This window comes from Streptomyces nojiriensis (genome assembly GCF_017639205.1).
Taxonomy (GTDB): domain Bacteria; phylum Actinomycetota; class Actinomycetes; order Streptomycetales; family Streptomycetaceae; genus Streptomyces; species Streptomyces nojiriensis.
Map to the genome: position 1 here is coordinate 8357098 of NZ_CP071139.1, position 15456 is coordinate 8372553.

Annotated in this window: 14 protein-coding genes; 3 read left to right on the top strand and 11 right to left on the bottom strand. The window is 73.7% G+C overall.

The features are described from left to right. The 6 genes from JYK04_RS37735 to JYK04_RS37760 all read right to left on the bottom strand — a co-directional run bounded on the left by JYK04_RS37735 (position 1) and on the right by JYK04_RS37760 (position 8085). Positions 1-663 (bottom strand): class I SAM-dependent methyltransferase, encoded by a 663-nt coding sequence (locus JYK04_RS37735; protein ID WP_189744183.1) that lies wholly within the window; start codon positions 661-663, stop codon positions 1-3. A gap of 88 nt (positions 664-751) precedes the next feature. Next, positions 752-1423 carry a pyridoxine/pyridoxamine 5'-phosphate oxidase gene (locus JYK04_RS37740; protein WP_189744184.1) on the bottom strand — a complete coding sequence of 224 codons (672 nt, stop codon included), beginning with the start codon at positions 1421-1423 and terminating at the stop codon, positions 752-754. A gap of 162 nt (positions 1424-1585) precedes the next feature. Continuing rightward, positions 1586-5779, bottom strand: a complete 4194-nt coding sequence (locus tag JYK04_RS37745; protein WP_229876610.1) for a bifunctional nitrate reductase/sulfite reductase flavoprotein subunit alpha — start codon at positions 5777-5779, stop codon at positions 1586-1588. Between the two features lie 175 nt (positions 5780-5954). Beyond that, a complete protein-coding gene (locus JYK04_RS37750) occupies positions 5955-6920 on the bottom strand; it encodes a GDSL-type esterase/lipase family protein (RefSeq protein WP_189744185.1) in 966 nt (321 codons plus the stop codon). A gap of 132 nt (positions 6921-7052) precedes the next feature. Next, entirely contained in the window at positions 7053-7727 is a 675-nt protein-coding gene (locus JYK04_RS37755; protein ID WP_308431102.1) for a hypothetical protein, read from the bottom strand. 10 nt (positions 7728-7737) lie between these two features. Then, positions 7738-8085: a S24/S26 family peptidase gene (locus tag JYK04_RS37760; RefSeq protein ID WP_189744186.1), complete on the bottom strand. Its 348-nt coding sequence runs from the start codon at positions 8083-8085 to the stop codon at positions 7738-7740. A 143-nt stretch (positions 8086-8228) separates the two neighbouring features. Between JYK04_RS37760 and JYK04_RS37765 the strand changes: the two genes are divergently transcribed. Further along, a complete protein-coding gene (locus JYK04_RS37765) occupies positions 8229-8732 on the top strand; it encodes a hypothetical protein (protein ID WP_189744188.1) in 504 nt (167 codons plus the stop codon). A gap of 13 nt (positions 8733-8745) precedes the next feature. On the opposite strand, the gene JYK04_RS37770 is transcribed toward JYK04_RS37765, so the two are convergent. From JYK04_RS37770 to JYK04_RS37790, 5 genes are all read right to left on the bottom strand, one after another. Beyond that, on the bottom strand, positions 8746-9174 hold the full coding sequence (locus tag JYK04_RS37770) for a VOC family protein (protein WP_189744190.1): 429 nt from the start codon (positions 9172-9174) through the stop codon (positions 8746-8748). A 22-nt stretch (positions 9175-9196) separates the two neighbouring features. Further along, complete coding sequence (gene dacB / locus JYK04_RS37775) at positions 9197-10831, bottom strand: D-alanyl-D-alanine carboxypeptidase/D-alanyl-D-alanine endopeptidase (protein WP_229876618.1); 1635 nt, start codon at positions 10829-10831, stop codon at positions 9197-9199. Between the two features lie 87 nt (positions 10832-10918). Then, the gene (locus JYK04_RS37780; RefSeq protein WP_229876620.1) at positions 10919-12385 is read right to left on the bottom strand and encodes a carotenoid oxygenase family protein; all 1467 of its coding nucleotides are present in this window, start codon (positions 12383-12385) and stop codon (positions 10919-10921) included. 98 nt (positions 12386-12483) lie between these two features. Continuing rightward, on the bottom strand, positions 12484-12861 hold the full coding sequence (locus JYK04_RS37785) for a hypothetical protein (protein WP_189744192.1): 378 nt from the start codon (positions 12859-12861) through the stop codon (positions 12484-12486). Between the two features lie 104 nt (positions 12862-12965). Then, complete coding sequence (locus JYK04_RS37790) at positions 12966-14072, bottom strand: aromatic acid exporter family protein (RefSeq protein WP_189744194.1); 1107 nt, start codon at positions 14070-14072, stop codon at positions 12966-12968. 173 nt (positions 14073-14245) lie between these two features. Between JYK04_RS37790 and JYK04_RS37795 the strand changes: the two genes are divergently transcribed. Next, a complete protein-coding gene (locus JYK04_RS37795; protein ID WP_202185964.1) occupies positions 14246-14662 on the top strand; it encodes an Ig domain-containing protein in 417 nt (138 codons plus the stop codon). 64 nt (positions 14663-14726) lie between these two features. Further along, positions 14727-15344, top strand: a complete 618-nt coding sequence (locus JYK04_RS37800; RefSeq protein ID WP_189744198.1) for a nucleoside/nucleotide kinase family protein — start codon at positions 14727-14729, stop codon at positions 15342-15344. Positions 15345-15456 lie beyond the last annotated feature (112 nt).

The following is a 15456-nucleotide window of genomic DNA, read 5'->3' on the forward strand; positions in this document are numbered from 1 at the left end:
CTACGGGGTCGCGCGCACGATCACGAGCGATCCCTCATAGGTCGGCCGACTGCGCAGGTGGCCGAATTCCTCGTCCCAGGCCCCGGACTCCAGGTCCGCGCGGAGGGTCCGGTCGAAATGCTCGCGGACCCGGTCGTCGACGAAGCTCCAGGCCGAGCACGCCTGCCGGGCGGCCGGGTCGAGCAGTGTCTCCGGGCGCCCGTAGTAGGCCTCGTTGAATCCGCCGGTGCAGTCCAGGGGGATGGGCACGGTCCGGACCGTGCCGGAGCCGCCGAGGGCCGAGGCCAGCTCCTCGACGGTCGGGTGGCGCAGGGCCTCGGTGTCGAGGACCTCGGGCGCGTACCGGTACAGCCAGAAGTCCCGGACCAGGTCGGGGTCGCAGGTCAGGATGACCACCGGCCCCCGGGTCACGCGCCGCATCTCGCGCAGCCCGGCCCGTACGTCGGGCCACTGGCGGACGCCGAACAGGGTCATCGCCGCGTCGAACTCGCCGTCGGCGAAGGGCAGGTCCTCGGCGACGGCGCCGACGTCGAGAACGGTCCGGGAGTCGCCGAGGGCCTCGGCGATGAACCGGGCGATGCGCTCGTCCGGGCGGCGGTGGGGGGAGTGGCCGGCGGAGAGGGAGCCGATGGCTCCGCCCCCGTACGGGGTGCGTGTGGTCATACGGTGTTGCCTCGCCTTGTGAGCAGGAACGGGGGAGGGGCCCGCACGCGGGTGGTTGTGCCATCGGGCGCGGGTGTTCGTGGGGGTCCTAGGACCAGAGCCGGAAGCGTTCCCAGGCGTCCCCGGCCCGTTCGTAGCGCAGCCGGGTGTGCACGCGGCTGCGGGCCGCCTGCCAGAACTCGACCTCGGTCGGGGCGAGGGTGTAGAGGGTCCAGCCGGAGTCGACGAGCGAGGGCTCCTGCCGGATCAGCGCCAGGGCCTTCTCCAGGGCCTGGTCGCGTTCCGCCGGGTCCGCCAGGTACTGGCTCTGGCGGGCCAGCAGCGATTCGGCGCGCGCCGAGTCCGACCGGCCCAGGAAGTCGGTCGCGTTGTCCTGGGCGGAGCCGGGCGTCACGGGCCCGCGCAGGCGGACCTGGCGGCCGTGCCCGGGCCAGTAGAAGGTGAGCGCGGCCCGCGGATGGACGGCCAGCTGGTGGCCCTTGGGGCTGAAACCGTGCCCGGCGAACTGCCATCCGGCGCCGTCCACGCCCTTGAGGATCAGCACGCGGGCATCCGGGTCGCCGGCCTCGTCGACGGTGGACAGCGTCATCGCGTGCGGGTCGCGCAGGCCGTCCGCCACGGCGTCGGAGAGCCAGGACAGGAAGAGCCGTACGGGATCGGCCGGAGCCCGCTCCGGTTCGAACTCCGGAAGGGGTCCCGCGAACACCTCGATGCCCCGCAGCCAGCCACGGACGGCGCTGCCGTGATCTCCCTCGCCCATCAGATGTCCTCCTCCGCCTGCAACCTTCCGACACCATCCTGCATCTGCGGCCGATATTCGACAATCACATGGCAAATGCTTGTTGGAAGGCCCAAAATGCACTGCGTCTGAGCAGGCAATGTTGGAGGTGTCGACCAGGCGCATGCGTCCACGGGAGGGCGCTCAGTACACGTCGCGGCCGTACCGCTTGGCGGCCGAGAGCTGCTTCAGGTACGCGGCGGCCTCGTCCGCGTCGAGGCCGCCGTGCGTCATGGCTATCTCGCGCAGCGCCCGGTCCACGTCCTTGGCCATCCGGCTCGCGTCACCGCACACGTAGAAGTGGGCGCCGTCCTGGAGCCACGACCACAGCTGCGCGCCGTGCTCGCGCATGCGGTCCTGGACGTAGACCTTGGTCCGCTGGTCCCGGGAGAAGGCCAGGTCGAGCCGGGTGAGCGTGCCGTGCCGGTGGAGTTCCGCCAGCTCCTCACGGTAGTAGAAGTCGCGGGCGCGGCGCTGTTCGCCGAAGAACAGCCAGTTCCCGCCCTGGTGGCCGAGCGCCCGGCGGTGTTCGAGGAAGGCCATGAACGGCGCGATGCCCGTCCCCGGGCCGACCATGACGGCCGGGGTGTCCGCGCCCGCGGGCGGGCGGAAGTGCGCCGAGCTCTGCACGAACAGCGGTACGGGCGTGCCCGGTTCGGCGTCCGCGAGGAAGGCGGAGGCGACGCCCTTGCGGTGCCTGCCGTCCGGCCCCTCGTAGCGCAGGACCGAGACGGTCAGGCTGACCGCGCGGGGGTCGACGAGCGGGCTGGAGGAGATCGAGTAGAGGCGAGGCCCCAGGCGCCGCAGGCGCTCGGCCCACTCCTGGGCGCCGATCCGGACCGGGAACTCGGCCAGGACGTCGACGGGCTGGCGCCCCCAGGTCCACCGGGCGAGGCCGTCCTTGTTGTCGGGGCGGGTCAGCTGCTTGAGCGTGCGGTCGCCGGTGTGTTCGGTGATGAAGCGCAGCAGGTCGGGTGTGAGCCGGGTGATGTCCAGGTGCCGGTGGAGGGCCTCGGCGAACGGCATGGGGTCGCGGCCGGGCACCACGACCTCCGCGTCCGGGGAGAGGCCGGTGGCGGCCAGCCATTCCGTCACCAGTCCGGGGCAGTTGACCGGCTGGATCCCGAGGGCGTCGCCGGCCTCGTAGGCCGGGCCGTCCTCGCCCAGGTCGAAGGTGAACCGGCGGACCTCCTTGGTGGCTCCGGGCAGGCTGAGCAGCCGGTTGCCGGACAGACGGGCGGTGTGGGGGGAGTTGCGGTCCGCCGCGGGCCGGGGCTTCCGCGCGGGCTCCGGGGCCGGGGCGGCCGAGAGGGCCTCGCGCAGCTGCTCCAGCCACCGTCCCGCGGGCTCCTCGTAGTCGGGCTCGCAGTCCACGCGGGGCAGGAGGCGCCGGCCCCCGAGCTCTTCGAGGCGCTGGTCGAGCCGGCGGCCGTGGCCGCAGAAGGCGTCGTAGGTGGAGTCGCCGAGGGCGAGCACCGCGTACCGGACGTCCTGGAGGCGGGGCGCGTCGGCGGCGGTGAGCGACTCCCAGAACGCGGCTCCGTTGTCCGGCGCGTCGCCGTCGCCGAAGGTGCTGGTGACGACCAGCAGATCGGTGCCGGGTGTCAGCGCGGAGGCGGTACGGTCCGCCATGCTGTGCACGCCCGTCGGGAAGCCGCTCCCGGCCAGTGCCGCGCCGACGGTGGCCGCGAGGTCCTCGGCGTTGCCGGTCTGCGAGGCCCACAGGACTGTGGTCTGCCGGACCGGGCGGTCCGGGGCGGCGGGAGCGGTGGCCGGAGCGGCCGGGGGAGCGGCGGCCAGGGCGGCCGCCGTACGCGAGTACGTGCCGGCGAGGACACCGTCGACCCAGAGCGCGTGCCCGGCCTCGAAGGGGGCGCCGGCGGGAAGCGAGGGAACGCCCGGGCCGGGCGGGGCGGAGGCGAGCCCGGCGAGGAAACCGGCGAGGTACTGGCGCTCCCCGTCCGAGAGGGCGGGCGGGGTCCGGTCCTCCAGCCCGAACAAGGAGGCGAGGGCGGCCGTCGCGGCGGCGGCCGCCACGGGAGGGGCCAGCGTGGCGGTGGCGGTGGCGGCTCCGGCCCCGGCTCGGGCAGCCCCGGAATCCGCGCCCGTACCGGCCGGCAGGGCTGCCACGGGGACCGGGGCCCGGGTCTTGGCCAAGGTCACCGCGCACATCTTGAACCCGGGCTGGAAGGAGAGCGGGTCGACGGCGTCGTCGGTGACGGCGTTGACGCTGAGGTACTCGCCGAACAGGTCGTTCCAGTGGAAGGGGGCGAAGCAGTTCCCGGGCCGGACCCGGTCGGTGACGACGGCGGGCAGCACGGCCCGCCCGCGCCGGGAGGCCACCTCCACCCCGTCGCCCTCCGCGATGCCGAGCGCGGCCGCGTCCTGCGGGTGGATCTCCACGAACGGTGCGGGGTTGAGCCTGCCCAGCTTGGCGACCTTGCCGGTCTTGGTCAGGGTGTGCCACTGGTGCTGCAGACGCCCCGTGTTGAGCACGAACGGGTAGTCGTCGTCGGGGAGTTCGCCGTCCGGCAGGTGGGGGCGGGCGAAGAAGACGGCCCGTCCCGTCGCCGTCGGGAAGAGCAGCCGGGGGCGGGTGCCGTCCGGGCGCTCGGCCAGGGTCTGGCTGACCCCGTCGTTGAGGTAGCGGACCGGGTTGCGGTCCGGCCCGCCCGGGGCGGCCGGCCACTGCACCGGGCCCGAGTGCAGCCGCTCGTACGTGACCCCGCGCAGGTCCCAGCCCGTCTTCGGGTTCCAGGCCTGCCGGAGCTCCTCGAACACCTCCTCGGCACAGGTGTACGTGAACGCCTCGGCGAAGCCCATCGCGCAGGCGACCCGGGCGATCAGCTGCCAGTCGGGCAGGGCCTCGCCGGGCGGGTCGGCGGCGCCCCGCACCAGGGTGAGGTTGCGCTCCGAGTTGATCATGACCCCGTCCGCCTCGGCCCACAGCGTCGCGGGCAGGGCGATGTCGGCGTAGGCATTGGTCTCGGTCTCCGCGAACACGTCCTGCGTGATGACGAGTTCGGCGGTCTCCAGGGCCTTGATCACGGTGCTGCGGTTGGCGACGGAGGCGACCGGGTTGGTGCAGATGATCCAGCACGCCTTGATCTCACCGGCGGCCATCTTCTCGAACATCTCGACGGTGCCGCGGCCGACGTCCGTGCGCAGGGTGCCCTTCGGCACGCCCCACAGCTCCTCGACATAGTCGCGGTCCTCCGCCACCAGGACCGAGCGCTGGCCGGGCAGCCCCGGTCCCATGTAGCCCATCTCCCGCCCGCCCATGGCGTTGGGCTGGCCGGTGAGCGAGAAGGGGCCGCTGCCCGGGCGGCAGATGGCGCCGGTGGCGAGGTGCAGGTTGACCAGGGCGTTGGTGTTCCAGGTGCCGTGGGTGGACTGGTTGAGGCCCATGGTCCAGCAGCTCGTCCACTCGCCCGCCTCGCCGATCCAGCGGGCGGCCAGCCGGATGTCGGCCTCCGGTATGCCGGTGATCCGGGAGACCCGGTCGGGTGTGTAGTCCTCCAGGAAGGCGGGCATGTCCTGCCAGCCCTCGGTGTGCTCGCCGATGAAGGCCGGGTCGGTCCAGCCGCCCTCGACCAGGAGGTGCAGCAGACCGTTGAGCAGGGCCAGGTCGGTGCCCGGCCGGATCTGCAGGAACAGGTCGGCCTTGTCGGCGGTGGCGTTGCGCCGGGGATCGACCACGATGAGCCTGGCGCCGGAGGCCTTGACGCGGTCCATCATCCGCAGGAAGAGGATGGGGTGGCAGTCGGCCATGTTGGCGCCGATGACGAAGAAGGCGTCCGCCCGCTCGAAGTCCTCGTACGAGCCGGGCGGTCCGTCGGCGCCGAGCGAGAGCTTGTAGCCGGTGCCGGCGCTCGCCATGCACAGCCGCGAATTGGATTCGATCTGGTTCGTCCGCAGGAAGCCCTTCGCCAGCTTGTTCGCCAGGTACTGGGCCTCCAGGGACATCTGGCCGGAGACGTAGAGCGCCAGCGCGTCGGGGCCGTGCGCGTCGAGGATCTCCCTCAGGCGCACGGCCGCCTCGGTGACGGCCGCCTCCACCGGGGCGGGTGCGGGCCCGGCGCCCCGCTCGCCGCGGACCAGCGCGGTGGTCAGCCGGCCCGGCGCGGCCATCAGGTCGGCGTGCGTGGCGCCCTTGGTGCACAGGCGCCCGGCGTTCGCCGGGTGCTGCTTGTCCCCGGAGACCTTGGCCACCGTACGGCGGCCGTCGCCGCCCGTGGCGATGTCCAGGACGATCCCGCACCCCACGCCGCAGTAGGAGCAGACCGTACGCACCCGCTGCCCGGCCGCGGCCTTCGTCTCCGCCCCCGCCTCCGCCACCGCGGACCTCCTCGCGCCTTCGGCCGACACCGCACCGCTCCGGGCCGCTGCGGCCGTGTGCAGGCCGGCCCCGTCGCGGTCCAACGTAGGAAGTCCCTGTTGCGCGCAGGTGACGGGCGGTGCCCCCCGGGGGTTACAAGCGGCTTCGCCAAGATCACCAAGGGCGGTGAGGTGGTCAGCGGCCGAGCGCGTCGAGGTGCTCGTAGAGCGCCCGGTGCCCTTCGGCGGTGGGGTGCAGGCCGTCGACGAGCAGGTCGGTCCGCTCCCGCAGCGGCTCCCACAGGTCGAGGTGGTCGATGTGGTTCGCCTCGCACCAGGACCGGAGGAAGACGCGCAGGGCCAGCGCGCGCGCCCGGGTGAAGCGCAGGCCTTCGTAGGCGCGGGTGCGGTCCTCGTCGAGCCAGGACGGTCCGGCGACGACGAGCCGGGCGTTGTGGCCCAGGGCGGTGGCGGCCAGTGCGTCGAGGCTGCCGGTGAGCTGCGCGAAATCAGCGGTTCCGTCGGCTCCGGCGTCGCTCTCCGCGTCGCCCTCCGCGCCGGCGAGCGGTACGGCGGAGTCGTTGATCCCGGCGGCGACCAGGAGGGTGTCGGGCCGGCGCGCCGCCAGCAGCGCGGGCGTCTGCTCGCTGACGTCGGCGAGGGTGCTGCCGGGGACCGCAAGGTTGAAGAGCCGGCGTTCGGCCTCGTTCCCGGCGATGTGGGCGGCCGCCAGGTGGCCCACCCAGCCGCCGCGCGGGTCGCAGCGTCCGTAGGCGATGCTGTCGCCCACGACGACGATGCGCTCCGCCGGGCGCAGCGGCTTCGCGTCCAGGTAGGCCCAGGCGCTCTCGCCGGAGGAGAGGACCACCCGCCGGCGGGTGTAGTCGTCGACCTCGTAGGCGTCGGCCGCGGCGAGCTCCCGGTCGGTGAGGTGCAGTACGGCGCCTTCGACCGATGCGCCGAGCCTGCGCTCCAGGACCAGGTGCACGTCGAGCCCGCTGGCGGCGATCACGGCCGGATCGGTGATCTTCAGGGGCCGGGTGGTGTAACCGGCCAGCGACGCCGGGGAGGTGGGCATCGCTCTGCCGAAGAGAGCGGTCTGGACCCGCTCGTCCATCAGCGTGCCGAAGGAGAACAGGGTGTGTGCGCGTGATCCGGTCACAGTGAGCCGCAGGGCCTTTCTTCACGGAGGGTCAGGTTTCACCCTAACGGCCGACGGCTGACGCGCGGAGCCGAGTGTGCGGACCACTCCTCCTGGCAGGAGTGGCGCTGCTCCTTCCAGGGATCGCGGGGATCACCCGTGCGGGCGCCACCGGTCGCAGTACTCGATGTGGATCTCGCGCGCGGCACCGAGGACTCCGGCGGTGGTATGGAGCTCGCTGCAGAAGTGGCCGTGGCGCGGATGGGCGGCCATGTGTCCGGGGCCGTACCGGGCGACGTCGAAGAAGTGGTGCGCGGTGGCCCGGAACACCTTCGTGCTGCCGGTCATGAACAGGGTCTCGGCGTGGAGATGTTCGTGGAACAGATCCCTGTTCTCCCGGTGGTGCCGGGCCTCGTCTTCGGCCGGGGAGGCGCCGGTGAGCGCCGGACCGGAGACCGTCAAGGTCACCGTCTGCGGGCGCCCCGGGCCGAGCCGGGCGCGGAGTTCCTTCCAGCGCGCGGGCGCGAACTGGAGCGAGTGGTGCAGCAGCACGAGATCGAGCTGTCGGGCCCCGGCTTCCGGCAGCCCGCGCGCGGGTGCGTGGTTGCCGCGGATCGGCAGGTGGACCAGCGAGCGCGGTGACGAGGCGGCGAGCGTCCACAGGCCACCGATCAGATACGCGGCGTCCTGATCGAGGCAGGCGTCCACGTGGCGGTCGCGGTCGAGGAGTACGGCCCGGGCCGGTGGCTCGGCCGGTCGGACGACCTTGAACTCCACCGGCCCGAGCCGCACGTGGTGGACGGTGACCGCCAGCTTCATCCGGCGCATCGCGACAGCCCTACGCCGCACGCGTCTTGTCCGCGGCGCCCGCACGGGGGACGCCGTCGACCGCCGTACAGATGCCGAAGACGCGGTCGTGTCCGGTCCAGCCGTTCACCCGGCCCCGGTTGTTGCTGATCTGCACCCGCTTCCTCGCCGGGTCCACGGCCGACACCAGGTGCAGGTACACCGTCCCGGCGACGCGGGCGAGGACGATGTCCCCGGCCCGCAGCTGCGACGGGTCGGCCGGAGCGACCACCACCCGCTGACGACTGCGTATCAACGGGACCATCGAGGAGCCGGTCGGCCGGAACTCCACGGTGGCTCCGCCGGCGACCCTGCCGGCCACTGCGTCCAATGCACCCATCCGCGAATGCTCGCAGATCCACCCGCCCGCACCCATCGATTTACGCCCGCGCGCGGTACGGCGGTCGCCCGGTGTGTCTGCGGCGGTCCGTTCCCGGCGGGCGGTATGGATGGTGGGTCGGGGACGAGAGCGGGGAGTGGCGCGTGGCGGCGATGGTCGGACTGTTCTGGGTCACTCCGGACGCGGTGCACGTGGGGTCGCCGCCGAACGCCCTCGGGATCGGCGTCCGGCTGACCGCCGAGGGTCTGGAAGCCGCGGACCCCGACATTCCCCGGACGTGGACATGGGCGGAGCTGCGCTCCGCCGTGGTCGAGGACGTGCCCGGGCACAATCCGGTGGGCCGTGCGACGAAGGCCCTCGGCGCGATGATCTCGGCCGCGATCGGAACGGACTACCTCGGGGAGGGGGCGCCCGAGATGACGCTGCGTCTGGAGACGGAGGAGGGTACGCACGAGGTCACCGTCCACGCGGCGGTGGCAGGCTACCCCGCCGAGGAGGCACGGCTCTCCCAGGACCTGCTCGACCGCTTCGTGGCGGGAACCGCGGACCCGCGCGCCGTCGAGGCCTGGGGCCGGGAGCACGCCCGGGAGGGCACCCCCGAGCCGCGTGCGCGGGAAGCCCTGCTGCACGCCTGGGCGCAGCCGTAGCGGCGGCCCCCGCTCAGTCGATACAGAACTCGTTGCCCTCGATGTCCAGCATCGGGATGCACGAGTCGGTGCCGTCGTACAGCGTCCGCACGTGTACCGCCCCGAGCGGGACCAGTCGTGCGCATTCGGCCTCGAGTGCGGCGAGTCGCTCTTCCCCCACGAGTCCGGTGCCGACCCGCACGTCGAGGTGCAGCCGGTTCTTGGCGGCCTTCCCTTCGGGGACGCGCTGGAAGTACAGCCGCGGGCCCACGCCCGAGGGATCGGTGCAGGCGAACCACGCGTCCTGCCGCTCGGGCGGCAGCGAGCGCTTGAACGCTTCCCAGGTGCCGAACCCCTCCGGCGGGGGCGGTATGACATACCCCAGCACCTCGCACCAGAAACGGGCGAGGCGCTCGGGTTCCGCGCAGTCGAAGGTGACTTGGAACTGCTTGATCGACGGCATCGGGCCAGCATAGAGCCGGACTCTAGGAAGACTCCTGGAGGTAGGCGGCGATCATCGCGAGGTCGTTGGTGATGGCCAGCACCTCGGTGGGGTCGGCGCCCGGTGTGGAGGCGCCGTTGACGCCCGCGTAGAAGGTGTCGAAGCGGCCGCCGCCCTTGTCGAGGTAGCCCGCGATGGTGATGGCGCCCACGGCCAGCCGGTCGTTGAGGGCGTCACCGCCGACGGCCGCGCCGGTCTTGGCGAACACCTTCCCCCGGGCCGGACAGCTGCGGCAGTTCTCGGCCAGCAGGCCGTCGACCCCGAGGATGGGCAGGGCCTCCCGGAACAGCCGTGCGTCCGGGGTCCGTTGCCAGTACGCCAGCATCTGCACCAGCACCTGCGGCGTGGCCCGGTCGGCGGGGTTGCCGCCCCGGCCGTCCATGAGCTGCGCCTGTTCGCGGTCGACGCCGGCCTGGTCGAGGAAGTCGGCGAGCACGGGGAAGCCGGCCGGGCACTGGTCGCTCTTCGCGGTGACGGCGAGCAGGCAGATGCCGAGGTTGGCGCCCAGGTTGTGGCTGACCTTGAGGATCAGCTTGGCGTACTGCGCGTAGGGCGGGGAGGTGTACGCGGCCACGCGCGGGCGTCCGGCGTAGTCGTGCGGCAGCCGCCCCACCGGGTTGGGGCCCGTCGGGTCGGCGGTGACGTGCACCCCGGCGCGTTCGAGTGCCTCGATCAGCGCGACGCGTCCGAAGCCGGCCGGGTCGCCGATCGGGGAGGTGCGCAGCAGCGGTGCGGAGTCCGCCGCGATGGTCCCGGTCAGGCGGATCCGGGTGCCGCCGTCGGTGGCCGTCACCGTGACCGCGGTCGGCTTCCCGGCCGCCACGGTCTTCACCGCCGAGGTGACCTGGTAGGGCGCGACCTTGGGCCGCCAGTCCAGCCGGGCGTCCGCGCCGGGCCGGTCCCCGGGGGTGGTCAGGAGGTCGATCAGGTTGTCGTTGACGATCAGGGGCGTCGGGGTGGGGACGAGCTCCGGGTCGGGGAGGAACAGCCGGCTGTCGACGATCACGTCGCCGTCGACGCGGGTGATCCCGGAGTCGCGTACCTGCCGGGCGAGCAGGTCGATCCCGGCGAGCGGGTTCTCCGGGGTGAGGGTCGCCCCGGGGAAGTCGTTGGCGTAGGTGTGGTCGAGGTCGGTGTACGCGACCGTGCCGTCGGGCCGCGTCCGTCCGCCCATGGTGAGGTCGCCCTGGGCGACGAGGTCGAGGTCGCCGGTCAGCGTCGCGCCGTCGCGCGCGCCCACCGCGTAGAGCGGGGTCACGAAGCGGTGGTCGGCGCCCAGGGTGTGCCAGGGGCCCGAGACGCTGATCAGTTTGGCGGTCGATCCGGGGATGAAGAACTGCTCGGGGAACAGGCTGTGGACCACACGGCCGTTGTCCGGGTCGGTCTGCAGCAGGCCCCACTGGGCATTGCGGTAGTCCGGCTTGCGCATGATCTCCGTGATGCGCGGGTCGAGGCCGGCGAGTCCCGTGTCGCCGCTCGCGGACGGGGTGGTCGCGGACGGCGAAGGGGTCGGGTCCGCCGCGCTCGCGGTGCCCGAGGCGAGGGCCGCGAACAGCAGGACGGCGCAGCCGGCCGCCGTGGCGCGCCGCCGAGGTGCGGAGTGGATCGGTCTGCTCACAGCGCGCTCCGTTCGTCGCGGCTGTTTCCTCCCGAGGCCAGGAGAACAGCGTGGCACGGCGAACCCGCCCGGGCGCGCCGGGCGGGTTCACTCCTCCGTCGGCAGCCAGCAGCCGTGCAGGCCGAGCGGGACGCGTACGGGGATCCGGGCGCGGGCCACCGGGCCCGAGGCGGGATCCTCGGCGGGGATGACCAGGAACCAGCTCGACCCGTCGGTGCGGTCCGTGGCGAAGGTCAGCCAGTGGCCCCCCGCCTCGGAGCCGGAGCCGTTCGCAGAGCCGGTCGCGGAGCCGGTCCCGGAGCCCGGTTCGGGGGCGAAGACCGGCTCGCCGACGGACAGGTCCCCGGCCGCCCAGACGCGGGAGGTGCCGCTCTCGCCGTCGTACCAGCGCACGGCGTCGAACTCACCGGGCAGCAGGTCCGTCCGCCCGGTTCCGGTGGCCAGCGCGGTGTACCGGTGGCGCCGCCCGATGCGCCGGTCGTCGACCCGTGGGAACTCCACGCGGGAGTCGTCCAGCGGGGTACGGGCCATGCTGCCGGCGGCCGGGTCCAGGCGCGCCCGTACCAGGCCACCGCTGATCGGGTCCCCGTCCTCCTCCGGGCCGCCGACGGTGAGCCTGCTCCACTGCACGTAGTCGAGGACCACCGGGGCGTCCGCGCCCGGGCCGTCGTCGTACGCGTTCACGGTGTGCCACGCCCAGAAGGCCTCGTCGGCCGCCCAGCGGACGGGTCCGCCGTCGCGCGGGATCAGGGCCACCCGGGTGCCGCGCTCGGGGCGCCAGGCCAGGAAGGAGCCGCCCGCCATGGCCGCGGCGAGGTCGAAGAAGGCCGGGGCGAGCACGAGGACCGCGTAGCGGCCGGTCAGGGCCATGTCGTGGATCATCATCGGCTCGTCCACCCCGTCGACGGGCGTGGGCCCCCGGCCTACCGTGCCGTCGCGGTCGATGACGGACCAGGTCAGGTAGGGCGGCTCCAGGCCGTAGCAGAAGACGACCATCTCGCCCGTGACCGGGTCGATCTTCGGATGGGCGGTGATGCCCGCGGGCAGCACCCCGCCGAAGTCCTCGCGGCCGAGCGTCTCCAGTTCGGTGTCGATCCGGAAGGGGCAGGCCGACTCGGCGAGGGCCAGCAGGCGGCCGGCGTGCCGGACGACGTTGATGTCGGGCATGTCCCGGAAGGTGCCGGCGAGCTCCGGCCCCACCTGGCCGGCGTCCGGCATGATCATCGATTCGATGCCGCCCCACAGGGCGCGGCCGGCCCGCTCCTCGGCCAGCAGCGCGGGGGTGCGTACGAAGCGGTTGCGGTAGCGGGCCCGCCCGCCGGAGATCCACACGCCGTGCAGCATGCCGTCGCCGTCGATGGGGTACAGGTACGAGCCGATCGGCGTGAACCGCGGATTGGGACCGTTGCGCAGGTACAGGCCGTCCAGGGTGTCCGGCAGCTCGCCCGTGACCTCCAGGTCCGCCGCCTCGACCTCCTCGGACACGGGTGCGAAGGACCCCAGCAGGTGGGGGACGCGGGTGGGATCGAAGCGGGGTGGCACGTACGTGTTCACGGGACCTCCCGGGTACGCGCTCCTCCGTGGGCGCGCCGGCACGGCACCTTCCAGTGAAACGCGCGCCGGGTGAGGGCGCCAGGCAGCCCCGGCCGGCCTCAGGAGGACGCGAAGAGTTCCTCGTCCGTGCCGTCGAGGACGAACCCGTTGTCGAGGCGGACGCGGACCGTCACGTGCGGCTGCTGCTCCTGGAAGGCGGTCCACACCGGTTCCAGGGCGGCGACCTTCTCCTGGAGCTGTTTCCTGCTCCCCTCGGGCATCTGATGGCCGAAGGAGTCGAGGAGCGACTTCAGGCGCTCGTACTCGCGGACGTCCTCGCCGCTCTGCGGCCGGTGCACGTCGACCCGCTCGACGGTGCCCTCGGTGCCCGAGGCCAGGGCCAGGAGGCCGGCGACCGCGTCGCCCGCCGCCGTGAGCGAACCGGTCAGCGTGAGGTCCGCGGCCAGCTTCACCCGCTGGCCTTCGTTCAACGTCATCGATCCTTCATCTCCCCGGTCGGTGCACGAGCCTATCGGTGGCTCGCCCGCAGGGGCCGACCGGTACCGGCACCCGGGTGGGCGGGCCGGGCCCCGGACGCTCGTCAGGGGCGGGCCGACAGGTGGTCGGCCACGGCCTCGTGGGTCAGGTGGAGGCCCGCCCGCAGGACGGCGTCGTGCCGGGTGGGGTGGGCCGCGCGGTGGGCGAGGTCCAGGGCGCGGGCCCGGTCGAGGTCGGCGGCCACCGCGGCGCGGTCCGCGCCGCCGCGCAGTGCCGTGTCCACGGTCCGGGCGGTGGCCCGGACCAGCGGGGCGAGCTCGCGCAGGGCGGTGTCGCGCAGGGCGGTGTCCTGACCGGTCCGGGGAGGTCGACCCGTGCCGTCGGTCCGGGCGCGCTCGCGGAGTTCCTGGGTGAAGTACTGGAGGGTGAGGGCGGTCCGGGCGGCGAGCCTCAGCCGCTCCTCCAGCCCGTCCGGCGGCCGTTTCGGCGTACGGAGGTACAGCCGGGGGAGCCGGGTGCGCCGAGCGGCCCGCTCGTAGGCCGCGAGGCCGTTCCGCGGCCGCAGCCACAACTCCGCGTCCTCGGGGAGCCCGTCGGCGGTGGGCGGTCCGCCCTCGCCGAGCCGGGCGCCGACCGCGCCGAGGAGGCCGTCGAGTTCGCCCCGGTACGTGCCGAGCCCGGCCGCGGCCGACCGGTACGGATCCGGCGGCCACAGCAGCGGCCCCAACAGGACGACGGTGGCGATGCCGACGGCGCTCTCCACCAGTCGGGCCAGGGCGTATCCGGGGAGGGCGGTCGCGTAGATCACCAGCGCGCTGACCAGGACCTGCTGGTTGGGGGCGCCGCCCTGGTACATCAGGTACATGCCCGCGCAGCCGCAGGCCAGTACGGCGAGGAAGGACACCGACGCGGCCGCCGACACCGAGGTCACCGAGGAGGCCGTGGGCGGCGGCAGCCAGTGCAGCACGAACGTGGTCAGCGCCACCCCCACGACGACGCCCACGAGCCGGTCCCATCCCCGGCGCGGGGCGTCGTACACGTCGTCGCGCAGGATCAGTACGGCCGGCAGGGCGGCCGGCACCGGGACGGTGCTCGTGCCCCACCACAGGCACAGGAACCAGGGCACGGCGGCGCACACGGCCAGGCGGGTGGCGGAGCGCAGTCGGGCGCGGGGCGGCGGGTCGAGCGGGACGGGGACCGTACCGGGCATGGCGGACATCGTAGGCCTGTGCGGCCGACCGCGGGGCCATCGACGGGACGGCCGGGCCCGCCTATGATTCCGACGCGCCACGCACCTCGAACATGCATACCCACCACGGGCGGTGGCGGTCTCCGGGACCCGTACCGGGACGCCGCTCCCGCCCGACGAGTTCGGAGGTTCCGTTGAGCACATCCACACGCACCCCGCGCAGACTGGCGGCGCTGGCCGTCGGCCTGACCGCTGTCCTGGCAGCGTCGGTCGGTCCGTCCGTCGCCGCGCCGCACAGCTCGGCCGGCCCGGCGGCCACACGTACGGCGGCGGCCGCCCCGTCCGTGGTCAACCCGGGCAACCAGGTGTCCCTCCAGTACGACTCCGCGTACTTGCCGATGACCGCCACCGGCGGCGCGGCCCCCTACACCTGGTCCGCGGTCAACCTGCCGACCGGCGCCTCGATCAATTCCTCCACCGGGCTGATCTCGGGCCTCCTGCGCGGCAGCGGCATCCGCACGGTGACCGTCACCGCCAAGGACGCCACCGGCGCGACCGGCTCCACCACCTTCACCTGGCGCGTGATCCGCGACGCCTGTCCCCGCTGCTGACCGGCGGCCCGGCACCCCTCTCCCACTCCCGGGCAGGGGTGCCGGGCTCGGGCAGGATGTGCGGATGAACACGACGGAACCGGTAGCGAGGGCCCGGGCGCTGGCCGCCTCGGGCGGGCGGCGCGTCCTGGGCATCGCCGGGCCCCCGGGGGCCGGAAAGTCGACACTGGCCGCCCGGATCGCGGACGCCCTCGGGCCGGAGCGGGCCGTCGTGGTCCCGATGGACGGCTTCCACCTCGCCCAGGCCGTGTTGGACCGCCTGGGCCGCGCCGACCGCAAGGGCGCCCCGGACACCTTCGACGCCGCCGGCTACGTCGCCCTGCTGCGCCGGCTGCGCGCCCCGCACGGGCCCACGGTGTACGCGCCCGCCTTCGACCGCTCCCTGGAGGAGCCGATCGCCGGCAGCATCCCCGTGCCCCCGGACGTACCGCTGGTGATCACGGAGGGGAACTACCTGCTGCACGACGCGGGGGAGTGGAACTCGGTACGCCCGCTGCTGGACGAGGCCTGGTACCTCGCCCCGGCCGAGGACCTGCGCCTGGAGCGGCTGATCGGCCGTCATGTACGGCACGGCAAGGACCCCGCGTACGCGCGCGAGTGGGTGGCCCGCTCGGACGAGGCCAACGCCCGGCTCGTCGCCCTCGGCCGCCACCGCGCCGACCTCGTCCTCGACGCCGGCTGACGACGACCGGCTGACGACGACCGGCTGACGGCGCCCGGCTGACGGCGCCCGGCTGGCGGCGCCCGCCATGAGCCGGCGCCGTGCGCTCTCGTGCCAACACCCGTGCACGGTA